We start from the raw sequence: 17,702 nt of genomic DNA on the forward strand, positions 1-17,702 counted from the left end.
TTTATTCGCCACTTTTTGACTTCGAGCTGCCCTGATGCGTCGATTCGCCCGCCCCAAACCCGCGTTTTTTACTGTGCTGCTGATCGCCCTGGTGGCCGCCGGTGTGGTTGCACAGCAATTGCGTCTGTTCGAGCGCGCATGGTTTAACTGGCAGGCCTGGCGCCAGCCCGCCGATGAGCGCTCCATCGGCCTGGCCGATTATCGCGTCAGCCTGGAAGCCAAGGTGATCGAAGGCCTCGACGATGATGTCTCAGCCCTCACCTATGACCCGGTGCGCAAAAGCCTGTTTACCGTCACCAATAAAAACGCCGAGCTGGTTGAACTGTCCCTGGAGGGCAAGATTTTGCGGCGCATTCCACTGGTGGGCTTTGGCGATGCCGAAGCGGTGGAGTTCATCAGCGACAACATCTACGTGATCAGCGATGAGCGTCAGCAGCGGCTGATCAAAGTGCACGTGAACGACGACACCCAGTTCCTCGACGCCGCCGATGCGGAGCAGATGACATTGGGCGTACACATGGGCGGCAACAAGGGGTTCGAGGGCCTGGCTTACGACTCGGTCGGCAAGCGCCTGTTTGTGGCCAAGGAACGAGACCCGATGCTGATTTACGAGGTGCACGGGTTCCCTCATTTCAAGCCGGAAAAAACCTACTCGGTGCACGTCATCAACAACCCCAAGCGCGATGCCGGACTGTTTGTGCGCGATTTGTCGAGCTTGCAATACGATGAGCGCAGCGGCCATCTGCTGGCGCTGTCGGATGAATCGTTTCTGGTGCTGGAGCTGGACATCGACGGTCGCCCGCTAAGCAGCCTTTCTCTGCTCAACGGGCGCCATGGCCTGCAAAAACGTGTGCCTCAGGCCGAGGGCATCGCCATGGACGACCAAGGCAGCTTGTACCTGGTCAGCGAGCCCAACCTGTTTTACGTGTTCAAGAAACCCTGATCAAAACATCCACTGCACACCCAGCGAATAGCCGGTCTGGCTGCCTTCGGCATGCCCCAGGCGGCTGTTTACCTCGGCGTAAACGCCCAGCTGCGGGGTGATCGCCAGCTGGCTGCCGACTTGGGCGCGGCCAAAGCTTTTGTCCACGGCACCCAGTTTGGCGGTGCGCGCCCGGCCGTCGGCGTGGGCGGTCAGTTGCAGGTCGTCGAGACGCCCGTCAGCCAATTCCTTGACCCAGGCGATGTCGCCGTAAGGCAGCAGGCTCAAGCCATAGGGCAGGGCGACTGCACCGCGTACGCGCCAACCGAGGCTGGCTTCCAGAGAGTCGAAGGATTGCTCCTGATACTCAAGCGCCGTGCGCAGGTTCTGTTTCTCGTGGAATTTATCGATGCGCGCGTGACTGTAATCCAGACCGGCAAACGGCCCACTCTTGACCGTGCCGAAGTCGAAGTCGTAGCCGCCCAGGACGCGCGCGCCCAAGGACAGAGCGTCGGTGTTGCCGCTCAGTTGCTGATTGAGCAAGATCGGGCCGCCATTGGCCTGGATCAACAGGTTGCGCTTGGAATCAAAGCGTGTACGACCGACGCTCAGGTCGCCGGCCAGCCAGCTCGGCCCGCCGTCGTTGAGCAAGGCGTAGACCGCCGCCTGCCAGGTGTCGCTGTCGAGTTTGCCGCGGTGTTCGAGGGTGTCGCGCCCGTTGAGGTAGCTCAGGCTGGCGCCGATGTTCAAGCTGGACGTGAGTTGGTAGTCGCCCAGCGCATGCACGCCCAGGCGCCGCGCCTCGGGGTTGAGCGGGCTGTCGAAGCCGCTGTCCGGGCTGTATTCGCCGTCCACGCCAATTTCGCCATCAAAACTGCCCGCCTCGCGGCTGGCGGACTGCAAGGTCAGCCAGCGCCGATCATGCAGCCGCACCATGGTCTGGTGCTGGCGCTGCAAGTTGTCCTGCATGTTGCGCGCAACGGCGCCGCCCGAGGCGGTCGAGGCCATCAGGTCGGCGTTGGTCAACTCCAGTACCAGGCGGCTGAGCAGGCGCGAATAGTCGCGCAGGCGCTGGTCGATGCGCGCCTGGCCGAAGGCATCGGTGAGCACGGCTTTGTTGTCCTCGGCCGGGTCATGCCAGGTGGAGCCACCCGGAATTTTCGGGTTGTTGGTCTGGGTGTAGCCGTCCAGGTCGCCCAGCTCCCAGTTGGTGGCTTCGATATACAGAATCGGGATGTTCAGCGGCTCGAACGGCTCGCCATCGCTGCAACAGCCGGTGCCCTTGGGGTATTGCGGGTCCAGGCCAGGGTTGGTGAGCAGTGGGATGTTCAATTCCTTGGCGATCTGGAATGTGTGCTCGCGCAGCGAGGCCAGAGCGGGGTTGGCCGCGCTGTTCTGGCCAGCGTGGGCGTACATCATGTCGCCGGTGATCAGGCTGTCGAGGTTGATCATCGCCAGCATGTTCGCGCGCTGGCTGGCGCTGAGTGAGTCGACAAACGCCTTGGAGCCGCGCAGGCCTTCTTCTTCCGCGCCGAAGCCGACGATTTGCAGACCGTTTTCCAGTTGTAGGCCGCCGAGGTTCTTCGCCACTTCGGTCAGCACGCTGGCGCCGGAGCCATTGTCGTCCAGGCCTTGCAGGGTCGGGCGGCCGAAGTAGGTGTCAAAATGCGCGCCAATCACCACGTATTGCGCCGTAGTGCCGGCGGCGTAGGCCACCACGTTTTGCGAGGCGCGAGTGCCGTTGTTCCAGGTGAAGTTCTGGCGACTGAGGCTGTAGGCCGAGCCCATCTGGCTTTGCATCCAATCTGCTGCGCCGGCGAAATTGGCGGTGCCGCGATACCGGCCGGGGTAATCGTTGATCAGCTTTTCCAGGGTGGTGTTGGCGTGCTGGCCGTAATCGTAGGCCTGGGTATGTGTCGACAGCAGGCTGCCGACCACGCTGATCGCGAGGGCTAGGGGCTTTATCACAAGGTCGTCCTTGAGGTGATGGGGAAGGTCAAGCCCAGACCCATTGCACAATGCGCGCCTCATTCCTTGAGCGACTGCAAAGTGGCGCATTGTTAAACGCGTGGGTCGCCTGGCTGTAATTTGTAACGGATTTGATACTGAGGAAGGTACGACATGCGGTGAGGTGGCGCACGATTTTGGCGAGGGGATGCAGCGAAAAGTAGCGTTTTTGTTACATAAATATCGAGGTCAGCACATAGCAAATGTGGAAGCGGGCTTGCTCGCGAAGACGGTGTGTCAGGCAACTGATCCAGCGACTGACATACCGCATTCGCGAGCAAGCCCGCTCCCGCACAAACCCGGCTCCCACAGGGGGATACGCGGTTTTTTAAGCTTTGAGGGTTTTCACGCCTTCAGAGGTGCCCAGCAGCAATACGTCCGCCGGACGCGCGGCGAACAACCCATTGGTCACCACGCCGACGATCGCATTGATCTGCGTCTCCAGCTGCACCGGGTTGGTGATCTGCATGTTGAACACATCAATGATGATGTTGCCGTTGTCGGTCAACACGCCTTCGCGGTACACCGGGTCGCCGCCCAGCTTGACCAGCTCGCGGGCCACGTGGCTGCGGGCCATCGGGATCACTTCCACCGGCAGCGGGAATGCGCCGAGTACCGGCACCAGCTTGCTGGCGTCGGCGATGCAGATGAAGGTCTTGGCCACGGCCGCGACGATCTTCTCGCGGGTCAGGGCAGCGCCGCCGCCTTTGATCAGGTTCAGGTGTTCGTCGCTTTCATCGGCACCGTCGACATAGAACTCCAGGTCGCTCACGGTGTTGAGCTCGTACACCGGAATGCCATGGCCCTTGAGGCGCGCGGCGGTGGCTTCGGAGCTGGCCACGGCGCCGTCAAACGCGCCTTTGTGCTGGGCCAGCGCATCGATAAAGCAGTTGGCGGTGGAGCCGGTGCCGACACCGACGATGCTCTTGTCGTCGAGTTTAGGAAGGATTAAATCGACGGCGGCCTGGGCCACTGCCTGTTTGAGTTGATCCTGGGTCATGCGGGCTCCGGAACGGGCGGGGAGTTATCGAGGGCGGCGAGTATAACCCAACAAAACCTCGGGATTCGTGTGGTCGCCCGGCCAAAAGCCGGGTTAGACTCCTTGGCCCTGCCCAACCTGCTCAGTGATTCCCGCCGATGCTTGAACAGTACGTCAAAAAGATCCTCACCTCGCGCGTCTACGACGTTGCCGTAGAAACCCCTTTGCAGACCGCCCGCCAGCTCTCCGAGCGGCTGGGCAACAAGGTCTGGCTCAAGCGTGAAGACTTGCAGCCGGTGTTCTCGTTCAAGATTCGCGGCGCCTACAACAAGTTGACCCAACTGAGCAGCGAGGAACGTGCGCGCGGCGTGGTCACCGCGTCTGCCGGCAACCACGCCCAGGGCCTGGCCCTGGCGGCCAAGGTGCTGGGGGTCAAGGCCACCATCGTGATGCCCAAGACCACCCCGGAAATCAAAGTTGAAGGCGTGCGTTCGCGTGGCGGCAAAGTGGTGCTGCACGGCGATTCCTTCCCGGAAGCCCTGGCCTACTCGCTCAAACTGGTCGACGAAAAAGGCTACGTCTACATTCACCCCTACGATGATCCGCACACCATTGCCGGGCAGGGCACCGTGGCGATGGAGATTCTGCGTCAGCACCCTGGGCCGCTGGACGCGATTTTCGTACCGGTGGGCGGCGGCGGGCTGATCGCCGGTATTGCGGCGTACGTGAAATACCTGCGCCCTGAAATCAAGATCATCGGTGTCGAGCCGGATGACTCCAACTGCCTGCAGGCCGCCATGGCGGCGGGCGAGCGTGTGGTGCTGCCAACCGTCGGCATCTTCGCCGATGGCGTGGCGGTGGCGCAGATCGGCCAGCACACCTTCGACATCTGCAAAGACTATGTGGACGAAGTGATCACCGTCAGCACCGATGAAATCTGCGCGGCGATCAAGGACATCTACGACGACACGCGCTCCATCACCGAGCCTGCTGGCGCGCTTGGCGTGGCGGGTATCAAGAAATACGTGGAAACGCGGGGCATCACCGGGCAAACCCTGGTGGCCATCGACTCCGGCGCCAACGTCAACTTCGACCGCCTGCGCCACGTGGCCGAACGCGCCGAGCTGGGTGAAGGCCGCGAAGCCATCATCGCGGTGACTATTCCCGAGCAACCGGGCAGCTTCAAGGCGTTCTGCGAGGCCGTGGGCAAGCGCCAGATCACCGAATTCAACTACCGCTACCACTCCGGCCGCGAGGCGCACATCTTCGTCGGCGTGCAGACGCACCCGGAAAACGACCCGCGCAGCGCGCTGATTGCCAGCCTCACCAGTCAGGGTTTCCCGGTGCTGGACCTGACCGAGAACGAACTGGCCAAGTTGCACATCCGCCACATGGTCGGCGGGCACGCGGCCAAAGTCAGCGATGAGCTGGTGTTCCGTTTCGAGTTCCCGGAGCGTCCGGGCGCGCTGTTCAACTTTCTTAACAAACTGGGCGGGCGCTGGAACATCTCGATGTTCCACTACCGCAACCACGGCGCGGCCGATGGCCGTGTGGTCGCAGGCCTGCAAGTGCCGGCGGACGAGCGCCATTTGGTGCCGGCGGCCTTGGCGCAAATCGGCTACCCGTACTGGGATGAAAGCGAAAACCCGGCCTACCAGCTGTTCCTCGGTTAAGCGACTACGCTGACTGAGCGGCCTTCAAGGAATCAAGACCATGGAAACGCTGACCACCCTCAAGGTGATCCACATCACCGCCACTGTGTTACTGCTGCTCAGCGGCCTGGGCCTTGCGGTACTGGCCTGGCGCAAACGCAGCGTCGGTCCGACCGCTACCGTGCAACGTCCGTGGGCGTTTGTGTGGTTGCTGATGGGGGTGTGCATGGTCAGCATGCCGTTTACCGGCTGGTGGCTGGTGCATATGACCGGCTGGCCGCTGGGGCAAACCTGGATTCTGGGTTCCAGCATCCTCTACACCGTGGCGGCGCTGGCCTGGTTCTGGCTGGTGGCGCGGCTTAATCGCCTGCGTAAAGGCGAGGGCGGTAGCCTGAATTTCACGTTGGTGCTGGCGGTGGTCAGCCTGGTGGGGTTTGTGGCGATTGCCGGGTTGATGGGTGCCAAGCCGGTTTAAGGCTTTAAACCGCGTCGGCTGCATCGGGGGCAAGCCCCCTCCCACATTTAACCGAGTAGATCCTTTGGAATGCGGTCGAGTGTGGGAGGGGGCTTGCCCCCGATAGGGCCATCAGCTACGCAGGGTAATCACCGGCCAGCCTCGCTTCTGGGCTTCAGTCCGCAAATTCGGGTCCGGATCCACCGCCACCGGGTGGGTCACTTGCTCCAGCAACGGCAAATCGTTCATCGAGTCGCTGTAGAAGTAGCTGTCTTCCAGGCTGTACCCGGTTTCTTCCAGCCAACGATTCAGGCGCGTCACCTTGCCTTCACGGAAGCACGGCACATCGGTGCTGCGCCCGGTGTAGCGGCCATTTTCCATCTCGCATTCAGTGGCGATCAGGGTTTCAACGCCCAGGCGTGCGGCAATCGGCGCGGTGACGAAGCGGTTGGTGGCGGTGATGATCACCAGCTTATCGCCCGCAGCGCGGTGTTTGGCCAGCAGTTCCACGGCCTTGGGCAGCATGATCGGCTCGATGCAATCGCGCATGTAGTCGTTGTGCCACTCGTTCAACTGGGCCATCTCGGTGCGGCCGAGGATTTCCAGGCAGAAGTTCAGGTACTCGGCGTTATCCAGCGTGCCGGCCAGGTAGTCCTGGTAGAACTCGTCGTTGCGGGCCTTGTAGGCCACCGCGTCGAGAATCCCGCGTTCGCAGAGGTAATCGCCCCAGGCGTGATCGCTGTCACCGCCCAAAAGCGTGTTGTCCAAGTCGAATAAAGCCAGGCGCATTGCAGTTACTCGCTGAAAAGTCTGTAAAAAGGCGTCCAGAATACGGTCTTTTCACAAGAGTGCACATAAGGTAAGAAGCCTCGTTGCCGCTGGAACAACCTTTGTGGAACAATGCGGCGACATGCGTTTGCGAGGTTGTTGCCGTGATCGACCCCGATGGTTTCCGTCCTAATGTCGGGATTATTCTTACGAATGATGCCGGACAGGTGCTATGGGCTCGCCGAATCAACCAAGATGCCTGGCAGTTTCCTCAAGGTGGAATCAACCCCGACGAAACCCCTGAAGACGCCTTGTACCGTGAGTTGAACGAAGAAGTCGGCCTTGAGCGCGAAGATGTGCAAATTCTGGCCTGTACCCGTGGCTGGTTGCGCTATCGTTTGCCGCAACGCCTGGTGCGTACCCACAGCCAACCGCTGTGCATCGGCCAGAAGCAGAAATGGTTTCTCCTGCGCCTGATCTCCAACGAGCAGCGGGTGCGGATGGATTTGACCGGTAAACCGGAGTTCGATGGCTGGCGTTGGGTCAGCTATTGGTACCCGTTGGGCCAGGTCGTGACATTCAAGCGCGAGGTTTATCGTCGCGCTCTCAAAGAGCTTGCCCCGCGCCTTTTAGCGCGCGACTGACGACGGAGTTCGACCCCGAGCCATGCTCAATACGCTGCGCAAGATCGTCCAGGAAGTTAACTCCGCCAAGGATCTCAAGGCGGCGTTGGGGATTATTGTGTTGCGCGTCAAGGAAGCCATGGGCAGCCAGGTCTGCTCGGTTTACCTGCTGGACCCCGAGACCAACCGTTTTGTGCTGATGGCCACCGAGGGCCTGAACAAGCGCTCCATCGGCAAGGTCAGCATGGCGCCCAATGAAGGTCTGGTGGGCTTGGTGGGGACGCGTGAAGAACCCCTGAACCTCGAAAACGCGGCCGATCACCCGCGTTACCGCTACTTTGCCGAAACCGGCGAAGAGCGCTACGCCTCGTTCCTCGGCGCACCGATCATTCACCACCGCCGCGTTGTCGGCGTGTTGGTCATCCAGCAAAAAGAACGCCGCCAGTTCGACGAAGGTGAAGAAGCCTTCCTCGTGACCATGAGCGCGCAGCTCGCCGGGGTTATTGCCCACGCCGAGGCGACGGGCTCGATTCGCGGCCTGGGCCGTCAGGGCAAGGGCATCCAGGAAGCCAAGTTCGTCGGCGTGCCGGGTTCGCCGGGTGCTGCCGTCGGTACGGCGGTGGTCATGCTGCCACCGGCCGACCTCGATGTGGTGCCGGACAAGACCGTCCACGACATCGACGCCGAAATCAAACTGTTCAAGACCGCCCTGGAAGGCGTGCGCGCCGACATGCGCAACCTGTCGACCAAGCTGGCCACGCAACTGCGTCCCGAAGAGCGCGCGCTGTTCGACGTGTACCAGATGATGCTCGACGACGCGTCGCTGGGTAATGAAGTCAAAACCGTGATCAAGACCGGCCAGTGGGCCCAGGGCGCGCTGCGCCAAGTGGTCACCGATCACGTCAACCGTTTCGAGTTGATGGACGACGCCTACCTGCGCGAGCGTGCCTCGGATGTGCGTGACCTTGGTCGCCGTCTGTTGGCCTACCTGCAGGAAGACCGCACCACCAACCTGGTCTACCCCGACAACACCATCCTGATCAGTGAAGAGCTGACCGCCACCATGCTTGGCGAAGTGCCGGAAGGCAAACTGGTGGGCCTGGTTTCGGTTCTGGGTTCGGGTAACTCCCACGTCGCGATCCTGGCCCGGGCCATGGGTATTCCGACGGTCATGGGCCTGGTGGACCTGCCGTATTCCAAGGTCGACGGCATCGACATGATCGTCGATGGCCATCGCGGCGAAGTCTTCACTAACCCCAGCGAGCTTTTGCGCAAGCAATACGCCGAGGTGGTGGAAGAAGAGAAACAACTGGCGCTGGGCCTGGATTCACTGCGCGAACTGCCGTGCGTGACCCTCGACGGCCACCGCGTGCCGCTGCTGGTCAACACCGGCCTGCTCGCCGATGTGGCCCGCGCGCAACAGCGCGGCGCCGAAGGGGTAGGGCTGTACCGCACCGAAGTGCCGTTCATGATCAACCAACGGTTCCCGAGCGAGAAGGAGCAGCTGGCGATTTATCGCGAGCAACTGCAAGCCTTCCACCCGTTGCCGGTGACGATGCGCAGCCTGGACATCGGCGGCGATAAGTCACTGTCCTACTTCCCGATCAAGGAGGACAACCCCTTCCTTGGCTGGCGCGGCATTCGAGTAACCCTCGATCACCCTGAAATCTTCCTCGTGCAGACCCGCGCCATGCTCAAGGCCAGCGAAGGCCTGAACAACCTGCGCATTCTGTTGCCGATGATCTCCGGTACCCATGAGCTGGAAGAGGCTCTGCATTTGATTCACCGCGCCTGGGGCGAAGTCCGCGACGAAGGCGCCGACGTGCCGATGCCGCCGATTGGCGTGATGATCGAAATTCCAGCGGCGGTGTACCAGGCTAAAGAGCTGGCGCGGCAGGTGGACTTCCTTTCGGTCGGCTCCAACGACTTGACCCAATACCTGCTGGCCGTGGACCGCAACAACCCGCGGGTGGCCGACCTCTACGACTACCTGCACCCAGCCGTGCTGCAAGCCCTGCAACACGTGGTGCGCGACGCCCATGCCGAAGGCAAGCCGGTGAGCATCTGCGGTGAAATGGCCGGCGACCCGGCCGCAGCGGTGCTGTTGATGGCGATGGGCTTTGACAGCCTGTCGATGAACGCCACCAACTTGCCGAAGGTGAAGTGGATGCTGCGCCAGGTGAACCTGAACATGGCCAAGGAATTGCTGGCCGAGCTGATGACCATCGACAACCCGCAGGTTATCCACAGCTCGCTGCAGTTGGCGCTGAAGAACCTGGGGCTGACGCGGATGATCAACCCGGCTTCTGCAAAAAACCTCTAAACCGAGGGGCCGCCATCGCGGGCAAGCCCGGCTCCCACAGGGGAATGCATTCCACACTGTGGGAGCTGGCTTGCCTGCGATGAGGCCGGCCCAAGCGCCGCTAAATCCTGAGTTCTACCTCGCCCAGCCGACCACCCAGCGGCCCAAAGCTGCGCTCGACCATCTGCCGCGTCCCGTCGGCATTCACAATCAATGCCGTGCTCGCCCGCGTCCCATAACTGGGGCTGGCGATGAACACGCTCGACAGCAGACTTTCGGTCGCCAACCCCACGCCGGTGTCCGGCAAGTCCGCAAACGGCGCGGTCTGCGGGTCGCTCAAGATGTCCAGCAAAGCCTCCGGCTGCGGGTTTTCCAGTAACTCGCTAAACGCCGCCTTGGCCTTGAGCAGCTTCGGCCATGGCGTATCCAGCCCGGCGTTGGACAACCCATAAACCCCGGCCTTCAGTTGTGTCGGTGCAGTCTCATTGGCGTTGTAATGCCACAGTTCGTTCTGCGTGCCCACTAACAGGTTAAATCCGGCATATTCAATCGAACGGCCGTTAACGTCGGCTAAGTAGTCGTCAATTGACAGCGAACCGGCGAGGAATCGCGCCACAAGCTCCCCGCGCGACTTACGTGACGGCGGCTGGTGCGGGTCGCGGATATTGGTCAGGGCCGCAAAACGCCCCTCGGCGTTCACCCCAAGCCAGGTGCCACCTGCTTCCTGGTCGCGGCCGGCGTAAATGTGCGGCGCATCCGGCCATTGGGCCAGCGGCAGGCTGGGGCGGGCGTAGAACTCATCACGGTTGGCCGCGACGATCAGCGGCTGGGCGTGGCCCGGCCGCCAGGCGAAAACTATCAGGCACATCAGGCGATCCCTTTTGTGTTTTCCCTCACTCTACCCACACAACGGCGGGCGTTCCATCGTATCGAAGTTGGGCCGCACGCCTTCCATCCGTTAACATGCGTGGCTATTGGGCGCGTGTGAACTTCTTAATTTGAAATAGCGGCTGTAACGCAGGCTTAATCGCACACCGGCATGGTCCGGTGCGTCATGACTAATGATTTAACGAGGAGTCGCAATGCTGCCTTACCCGCAGATCAACCCGGTGGCCGTGGCTATCGGTCCGCTGCAAATCCATTGGTACGGGTTGATGTACCTGATCGGCATCGGCGGTGCCTGGCTGCTGGCCTCCCGGCGCCTGAACCGTTTCGACCCGACCTGGACCAAGGAGAAGCTCTCCGACATGGTGTTCTGGATGTCGATGGGCGTAATTGTCGGCGGGCGGCTCGGGTATGTGCTGTTTTACGACCTGCCAGCCTATATCGCCAACCCGACGCTGATTTTCGAAGTGTGGAAGGGCGGCATGGCATTCCACGGTGGGTTTGTCGGCGTGATGATCGCCGCGTGGTGGTTTGGCCGCCGCAACGGCAAGTCGTTCTTCCAGCTGATGGACTTCGTCGCGCCGTTCGTGCCGATTGGCCTGGGTGCCGGGCGGATCGGTAACTTCATCAACGCCGAGCTGTGGGGCAAGCCGACCGACGTGCCGTGGGCCATGGTGTTCCCGCCATTCAGCGACCCGGCGCAGTTGCCGCGCCATCCGTCGCAGCTCTACCAGTTCGCCCTGGAAGGTGTGGCACTGTTCCTGATTCTGTACATCTTCTCGCGCAAGCCACGCCCAACCATGGCCGTGTCGGGGATGTTCGCGCTGTTCTACGGGATCTTCCGCTTTATCGTCGAGTTCGTGCGCGTGCCGGATGCACAGCTGGGCTACCTGGCGTGGGGCTGGTTGACCATGGGTCAGATCCTCAGCATGCCGATGATTCTGGCGGGCCTGGGCCTGCTGTGGTGGGCTTACAACCGTCCGCAGGGCATCAAGAACGCCGCGCTTTAAATTCGAATGCCGAGGCTTTTGCGTAGCCTCGGCTTCAACGATACGGGTAAAAACATGAAGCAATATCTCGAACTACTGAACGACGTCGTGACCAATGGTTTGACCAAGGGCGATCGCACCGGCACCGGCACCAAGGCTGTGTTCGCCCGTCAGTATCGGCATAACTTGGCCGACGGCTTCCCGCTGCTGACCACCAAGAAGCTTCATTTCAAGAGCATCGCCAACGAACTGATCTGGATGTTGAGTGGCAACACCAACATCAAGTGGCTCAACGAAAACGGCGTGAAAATCTGGGACGAATGGGCCACCGAAGACGGCGACCTGGGCCCGGTGTACGGCGAGCAGTGGACCGCCTGGCCGACCAAGGACGGCGGCAAGATCAACCAGATCGACTACATGGTCGACACGTTGAAGAACAACCCCAACAGCCGTCGCATCCTGTTCCACGGCTGGAACGTCGAGTACCTGCCGGACGAAACCAAGAGCCCGCAGGAAAACGCGCGCAACGGCAAGCAAGCGCTGCCGCCGTGCCACCTGCTGTACCAGGCGTTTGTGCATGACGGCCATCTGTCGATGCAGTTGTACATCCGCAGCTCCGACGTTTTTCTCGGCCTGCCGTACAACACTGCCGCGCTGGCGTTGCTCACCCACATGCTGGCCCAGCAATGCGACCTGATCCCGCACGAGATCATCGTCACCACTGGCGACACCCACGCGTACAGCAACCACATGGAACAGATCCGCACTCAGCTGGCACGCACGCCGAAAAAGCTGCCGGAACTGGTGATCAAGCGCAAACCTGCGTCGATCTACGACTATAAGTTCGAAGACTTTGAAATCGTCGGCTACGACGCGGACCCAAGCATCAAGGCTGACGTCGCTATTTAAAGACCGCCCTGGTCTTAAAGGATGGGCTTGTATGGGAGGGGGCTTGCCCCCGATAGCAGTGGTTCAGTCACCCGGTTAGTCACTGACAGACTGCCATCGGGGGCAAGCCCCCTCCCACATTAGAACCCTGTTCGCTAGAGTTAATGGCCGTGGCTTCTGCCCACATGCGAAGGCTCAGCCTCGCTGGCCGCCACACTGCCGCTGACCTCCAGCCGCTGCAAAATCGCGCATTGATCCATTCCCGGCCCACCGCCGCAGCGTTGGCGCAGGTCCAGCAATTGCTCCTGTAACGCCAGCAGCCCATCGATCCGCGCTTTCACGTGGTGGATATGCTCATCAATCAACGCATTCACGCTTTCGCATTGGTCCTGAGGACTGTCGCGTAGGCCGAGCAGGCTGCGGATTTCTTCGAGGGTCATGTCCAGGCTGCGGCAGTTGCGGATAAAGATCAGCCGCTCGGTGTGCGCCTGGGTGTACACGCGGTAGTTGGCATCGGTACGCGCCGGGGGCGGCAGCAGGCCTTCCTTCTCGTAATAACGGATGGTTTCCACCTGACAGTCGGTCAGTTTGGCCAATTCACCGATCTTCATCGCAGCAATCTCCAAATGGGTGCTTGACCCTATAGTGGCTACAGGGTCTTTACTTGGCAACAGGCACCTTTACGGACGCGACAGAATGAGCGACTCCATCCACACCCCCAAAAAGCATGATCACAAGCACGATCACGATCACGATCATGACCATGACCATGACCATGACCATGACCATGACCATGACCATGACCATGACCATGACCATGACCATGACCATGACCACGACCACGGCGCCAAACTGACGCCGGTCAAAAAGCACGACCACGCCAGCCACGGCGACACTTGCTGCTCCAGCAAGGCAGCGCCCGCCGTGGTCACATTGAGCGAAGCGCCGACCGCCGGCTCGCGCCTGAGCACCTTTCGCATCGAAGCCATGGACTGCCCCACCGAGCAGACGCTGATCCAGAACAAACTGGGCAAGCTCGCTGGCGTGCAGCAGCTGGAATTCAACCTGATCAACCGTATCCTCGGCGTCACCCATGACCTGCCGAGCACTGCGCCGATCATCGACGCGATCAAATCCATCGGCATGCAGGCCGACCCGATCGAAGAAGGCGCCCCCGCCGCCGCACCGCCGGCCAAGAAACACTGGTGGCCGCTGGCGCTGTCCGGCGTTGGTGCGCTGGGCGCTGAAGTGCTGCATTTCACCGGCGTAGCCCCGACGTGGGTGATTGCACTGGTGGCACTGGTGTCGATCCTCAGCGGCGGCCTCACCACCTACAAAAAAGGCTGGATCGCGCTCAAGAACCTCAATCTGAACATCAACGCGCTGATGAGCATCGCAGTCACCGGCGCGATCCTGATCGGCCAATGGCCGGAAGCGGCGATGGTGATGTTCCTGTTCACCGTCGCCGAGTTGATCGAAGCCAAGTCCCTGGACCGCGCACGCAATGCCATCAGTGGCTTGATGCAGATGACCCCGGAACAAGCCACGGTGCAGCAAGCCGACGGTGGGTGGGTTGAACAAGAAGTAAAAAGCATCGAACTTGGCGCCATCGTGCGGGTTAAGCCCGGCGAGCGCATCGGCCTGGACGGTGAAGTCACCGCTGGCCAATCCACCATCGACCAAGCGCCGATCACCGGCGAAAGCCTGCCGATTGAAAAGGGCGTGGGCGATAAAGTCTTCGCCGGCACCATCAACCAGGCCGGTTCGCTGGAATACAAAGTCACCGCCGCCGCTAACAATTCAACGCTGGCGCGCATCATTCACGCCGTGGAACAGGCCCAAGGCGCTCGGGCGCCCACCCAGCGCTTTGTCGACACCTTCGCCAAGGTTTACACCCCGGCGGTGTTCTTGTTTGCCCTGGGTGTGGCGATTATCCCGCCGCTGTTCATGGCGGGCGTCTGGTTCGACTGGATCTACCGCGCCCTGGTGCTGTTGGTAGTCGCGTGCCCCTGTGCGTTGGTGATCTCCACCCCGGTGACCATCGTCAGCGGCCTGGCCGCGGCAGCGCGTAAAGGCATCCTGATCAAAGGCGGCGTGTACCTGGAGGGCGGTTACAAGCTCGACTACCTGGCCCTCGACAAAACCGGCACGATCACCCACGGCAAGCCGGTGCAAACCGATTACCTGGCGCTGTTTCCCAATCTCGAAGACAGTGCGCCGGCCCTGGCTGCCAGCCTGGCCGGTCGCTCCGACCACCCTGTGTCGCTGGCCATCGCCAATGCGGCTGTGGATAAAAACCTGCAGAGCCACGTTGTGGATAACTTCGAGGCCCTGGCCGGGCGTGGTGTGCGCGGCGATATCAACGGCGAAACCTATCACTTGGGTAACCACCGCCTGGTGGAAGACCTTGGCCTGTGTTCACCCGAGCTTGAAGAAAAGCTCTTCGCGCTGGAGAAACAAGGCAAGTCCGTGGTGTTGCTGCTCGACAAGTCCGGCCCGCTGGCATTGTTCGCCGTGGCCGACACGGTCAAGGACAGCAGCCGCGAAGCCATCCAGCAACTGCACGACCTGGGCATCAAGACCCTGATGCTCACGGGCGACAACACCCACACCGCCCAGGCGATTGCGGCCCAGGTCGGCATCGACCAGGCCCAGGGCGACCTGTTGCCCACCGACAAACTGCAAGCCATCGAAACCCTCTACGGCCAAGGCCACCGCGTGGGCATGGTTGGCGACGGCATCAACGATGCCCCGGCGCTGGCCCGCGCCGAGATCGGTTTTGCCATGGCCGCCGCCGGTACCGACACCGCCATCGAGACCGCCGACGTGGCCTTGATGGACGATGATTTGCGCAAGATCCCGGCTTTCATTCGGCTCTCCCGGCAAACGTCGAGTATCCTCAAGCAGAACATCGCCCTGGCGCTGGTGATCAAGGCGATCTTCCTCGCAGTCACCTTCCTCGGCATGGCGACCATGTGGATGGCGGTGTTCGCCGACATGGGCGTCAGCCTGCTGGTGGTGTTCAATGGCCTGCGCCTGTTGCGCAAATAATTGATGTGAGGGTGGTGTGCTGAGTGCCGAGTTAAAGGCGTTTTTTATGGTCGCCCGCCTGGGCAGCATTACCCAGGCGGCGAAAAAACTCGGGCTGAGCCAGCCCACGGTGACTACCCAGATTCGCAACCTGGAAAGCCAGTACGGCGTTGAGCTGTTCTACCGTGGCGGGCGCCGCCTTACTGTCAGCGACGACGGCGCGCGCCTGCTGCCGATGGTCAAGGCGCTGTTGCAGCAGGAAGCCGACATCGAGTTCTTTCTGCGCAACAACGGCCAGGTCCAGGGCACGTTACGGATTGCCGCAACGGCGCCGTATTACATCCTCGACCTGGTCAAAGCCTTTCGCGAACGCCTGCCGCAAGTGGAGGTGTCGGTGGAAATCGGCAACTCCCAGCAGGTGCTCGAAGCGCTCGACGATTACCGCGTCGATGTCGCCGCGTCGTCCCAACTGCTGGAAGACCCCCGCCTGATTCGCCGCGTGCTGGGCACCGATCCTTTGGTGTTGGCGGTGCACCGCAATCATCCCCTGGCCACGCTCGATCACGTGCCGCTCAATGCGTTGGCCGGGCATACCTTACTGATGCGTGAGGCGGGCTCTACCACGCGGCGGCTGACCGAAGAAATGCTGCAGGGCGCTGGGGTGAGTTACGGGCCGTTGCTGGAGATTGGCAGCCGTGAGTCGATCCGCGAGGCGGTGCTGCGCAACATCGGCATCAGCATCATCGCTCGTCAGGAAGTGCCTCATGACCCGCAGTTGCGCGTGCTGACCATCGAGAACGCGCCGCAGATTGCGGAGTATTTGTACTGCCTCAAGGAACGAAAGTCGGCGCGCCTGCCGGCGGCGTTTCTTGGGTTGGCGCAGGAAATGTCGCCACTCTGAACCTTGCTTGGTGGCCTTTGAATCGCCATCGCAGGCAAGCCAGCTCCTACATTTGAATGCGTTCACACATCAAAATGTGGGAGCGGGCTTGCCCGCGATGGCGTCAGCCCCGACGACACAGTCTCCAAATCCTACACAAATCCACCAATACCACTATCACCGCATTTTGCCTTCCTGCCACACCAGGTACGCATTGCCCACCTAGCATGGCCTTCATCCGTTTGATGAGGTGCCTCCATGAACACAGCCCTGACCCACCCCGGCGCGCCGATGACGGTGCGCGGTATCCACAAACGCTTCGGTGCCTTTACTGCGCTGGACAATGTGTCTCTGGACGTCGCCGCTGGCGAGCTGGTGTGCCTGCTGGGGCCGTCCGGTTGCGGCAAGACCACCTTGCTGCGCTGCATCGCCGGCCTTGAACGCCAGGACAGCGGTGAGCTGCGCCTGGGCAACCGCGACGTTTCCCTACTGCCGCCGCAGGCGCGGGACTACGGCATTTTGTTTCAGTCCTACGCACTGTTTCCCAACCTCACCGTCGAGGCGAATATCGGCTACGGCCTCACTGGCAGCGGCCGCGATGAGGTGCGCAAGCGTGTCGGCCAGATGCTCGAATTGGTCGGCCTGCTGGGCAGCGAAAAGAAATACCCCGGCCAGCTTTCCGGCGGCCAGCAACAACGCGTCGCCCTGGCCCGTGCCCTGGCACCGGCGCCCTCGCTGTTGCTGCTCGACGAGCCCATGTCGGCCCTCGACGCCCGCGTGCGCGAGCATTTATGCACCGAGCTGCGCCAGCTGCAGCGGCGCCTGGGTATCACCACGCTGATGGTCACCCACAATCAGGACGAGGCCATGCTGATGGCCGACCGCATTGCCGTGATGAACAACGGCAAGGTCGAGCAATACGCCACGCCCCAGGAAATCTACGACCGCCCGGCCACGCCGTTTGTGGCGGAGTTTGTCGGCCAGGGTAACTGGCTGCCGTTCAGCCGCAACAGTGCGAGCCATGCCCAGGTCGGCGGGCTGAACATGCGCCTGGCCGACGATGCAGGCGTGGCGAAATCCGGGCGCTTGTTCTGCCGCCCGGAAGCCATCAGCGTCAACCCGCCGGTGCATGAAGAAAACCTGTTCCCGGCCAAGGTTCGCGAAATCACGTTTCTTGGTAACCGCTGCCGCATGCGTTTTGAACTGGAACAATTGCCCGGCCACGCGCTGCTGGCTGAGTTGGCCCCGGAAGCCATGCCGCGCCTGGGTGCCCAGGACATCTGGGTCGCCTTGCCACCGCGCAGCCTGCAGGTGTTTGCCTGA

Annotated in this window: 15 protein-coding genes; 10 read left to right on the forward strand and 5 right to left on the reverse strand. The window is 61.6% G+C overall.

The window, feature by feature from the left end; translation table 11 throughout:
• Positions 1–34: 34 nt before the first annotated feature.
• Positions 35–943, forward strand: coding sequence for an SdiA-regulated domain-containing protein (locus NTD89_RS04805; protein WP_242199793.1), 909 nt, complete (start codon positions 35–37; stop codon positions 941–943).
• Here the strand turns inward: NTD89_RS04805 and NTD89_RS04810 are convergent, their stop codons facing one another.
• Positions 944–2,890 (reverse strand): autotransporter domain-containing protein, encoded by a 1,947-nt coding sequence (locus NTD89_RS04810; protein WP_262206606.1) that lies wholly within the window; start codon positions 2,888–2,890, stop codon positions 944–946.
• Positions 2,891–3,257: 367 nt separating this feature from the next.
• Positions 3,258–3,929 (reverse strand): ribose-5-phosphate isomerase RpiA, encoded by a 672-nt coding sequence (rpiA, locus tag NTD89_RS04815; protein WP_138813421.1) that lies wholly within the window; start codon positions 3,927–3,929, stop codon positions 3,258–3,260.
• A 137-nt stretch (positions 3,930–4,066) separates the two neighbouring features.
• Between rpiA and ilvA the strand changes: the two genes are divergently transcribed.
• Together ilvA and NTD89_RS04825 are read left to right on the forward strand one after the other, a co-directional pair.
• Positions 4,067–5,581, forward strand: a complete 1,515-nt coding sequence (gene ilvA, locus NTD89_RS04820) for a threonine ammonia-lyase, biosynthetic (protein ID WP_145157825.1) — start codon at positions 4,067–4,069, stop codon at positions 5,579–5,581.
• A gap of 40 nt (positions 5,582–5,621) precedes the next feature.
• Entirely contained in the window at positions 5,622–6,035 is a 414-nt protein-coding gene (locus NTD89_RS04825; RefSeq protein WP_242199795.1) for a DUF2269 family protein, read from the forward strand.
• A gap of 111 nt (positions 6,036–6,146) precedes the next feature.
• Here the strand turns inward: NTD89_RS04825 and NTD89_RS04830 are convergent, their stop codons facing one another.
• Positions 6,147–6,803: an HAD family hydrolase gene (locus NTD89_RS04830; protein ID WP_262206607.1), complete on the reverse strand. Its 657-nt coding sequence runs from the start codon at positions 6,801–6,803 to the stop codon at positions 6,147–6,149.
• 143 nt (positions 6,804–6,946) lie between these two features.
• Here NTD89_RS04830 and NTD89_RS04835 point away from each other — a divergent pair, with 143 nt between their 5' ends.
• Both NTD89_RS04835 and ptsP read left to right on the forward strand, forming a co-directional pair.
• Positions 6,947–7,426, forward strand: coding sequence for an RNA pyrophosphohydrolase (locus NTD89_RS04835; RefSeq protein WP_003176750.1), 480 nt, complete (start codon positions 6,947–6,949; stop codon positions 7,424–7,426).
• Positions 7,427–7,448: 22 nt separating this feature from the next.
• Positions 7,449–9,728, forward strand: a complete 2,280-nt coding sequence (gene ptsP, locus NTD89_RS04840; protein ID WP_262206608.1) for a phosphoenolpyruvate--protein phosphotransferase — start codon at positions 7,449–7,451, stop codon at positions 9,726–9,728.
• Between the two features lie 100 nt (positions 9,729–9,828).
• Here the strand turns inward: ptsP and NTD89_RS04845 are convergent, their stop codons facing one another.
• Complete coding sequence (locus tag NTD89_RS04845; protein WP_262206609.1) at positions 9,829–10,575, reverse strand: NRDE family protein; 747 nt, start codon at positions 10,573–10,575, stop codon at positions 9,829–9,831.
• Between the two features lie 214 nt (positions 10,576–10,789).
• Between NTD89_RS04845 and lgt the strand changes: the two genes are divergently transcribed.
• Positions 10,790–11,602 carry a prolipoprotein diacylglyceryl transferase gene (gene lgt / locus NTD89_RS04850; protein WP_056857664.1) on the forward strand — a complete coding sequence of 271 codons (813 nt, stop codon included), beginning with the start codon at positions 10,790–10,792 and terminating at the stop codon, positions 11,600–11,602.
• A gap of 54 nt (positions 11,603–11,656) precedes the next feature.
• Complete coding sequence (locus tag NTD89_RS04855; protein ID WP_106575719.1) at positions 11,657–12,490, forward strand: thymidylate synthase; 834 nt, start codon at positions 11,657–11,659, stop codon at positions 12,488–12,490.
• Between the two features lie 140 nt (positions 12,491–12,630).
• Here NTD89_RS04855 and cadR read toward each other — a convergent pair whose 3' ends face one another.
• The gene (gene cadR, locus NTD89_RS04860) at positions 12,631–13,080 is read right to left on the reverse strand and encodes a Cd(II)/Pb(II)-responsive transcriptional regulator (RefSeq protein WP_145157813.1); all 450 of its coding nucleotides are present in this window, start codon (positions 13,078–13,080) and stop codon (positions 12,631–12,633) included.
• An 85-nt stretch (positions 13,081–13,165) separates the two neighbouring features.
• Here cadR and NTD89_RS04865 point away from each other — a divergent pair, with 85 nt between their 5' ends.
• From NTD89_RS04865 to NTD89_RS04875, 3 genes are all read left to right on the forward strand, one after another.
• Positions 13,166–15,520 (forward strand): heavy metal translocating P-type ATPase, encoded by a 2,355-nt coding sequence (locus NTD89_RS04865; RefSeq protein WP_262206610.1) that lies wholly within the window; start codon positions 13,166–13,168, stop codon positions 15,518–15,520.
• 16 nt (positions 15,521–15,536) lie between these two features.
• On the forward strand, positions 15,537–16,400 hold the full coding sequence (locus NTD89_RS04870; RefSeq protein WP_262206611.1) for a LysR family transcriptional regulator: 864 nt from the start codon (positions 15,537–15,539) through the stop codon (positions 16,398–16,400).
• 237 nt (positions 16,401–16,637) lie between these two features.
• Entirely contained in the window at positions 16,638–17,702 is a 1,065-nt protein-coding gene (locus NTD89_RS04875; RefSeq protein ID WP_242199798.1) for a putative 2-aminoethylphosphonate ABC transporter ATP-binding protein, read from the forward strand.

Origin of the sequence: Pseudomonas sp. 14P_5.3_Bac1 (genome assembly GCF_025466135.1) — a bacterium.
In the GTDB taxonomy this organism is placed as follows: Bacteria; Pseudomonadota; Gammaproteobacteria; order Pseudomonadales; family Pseudomonadaceae; genus Aquipseudomonas.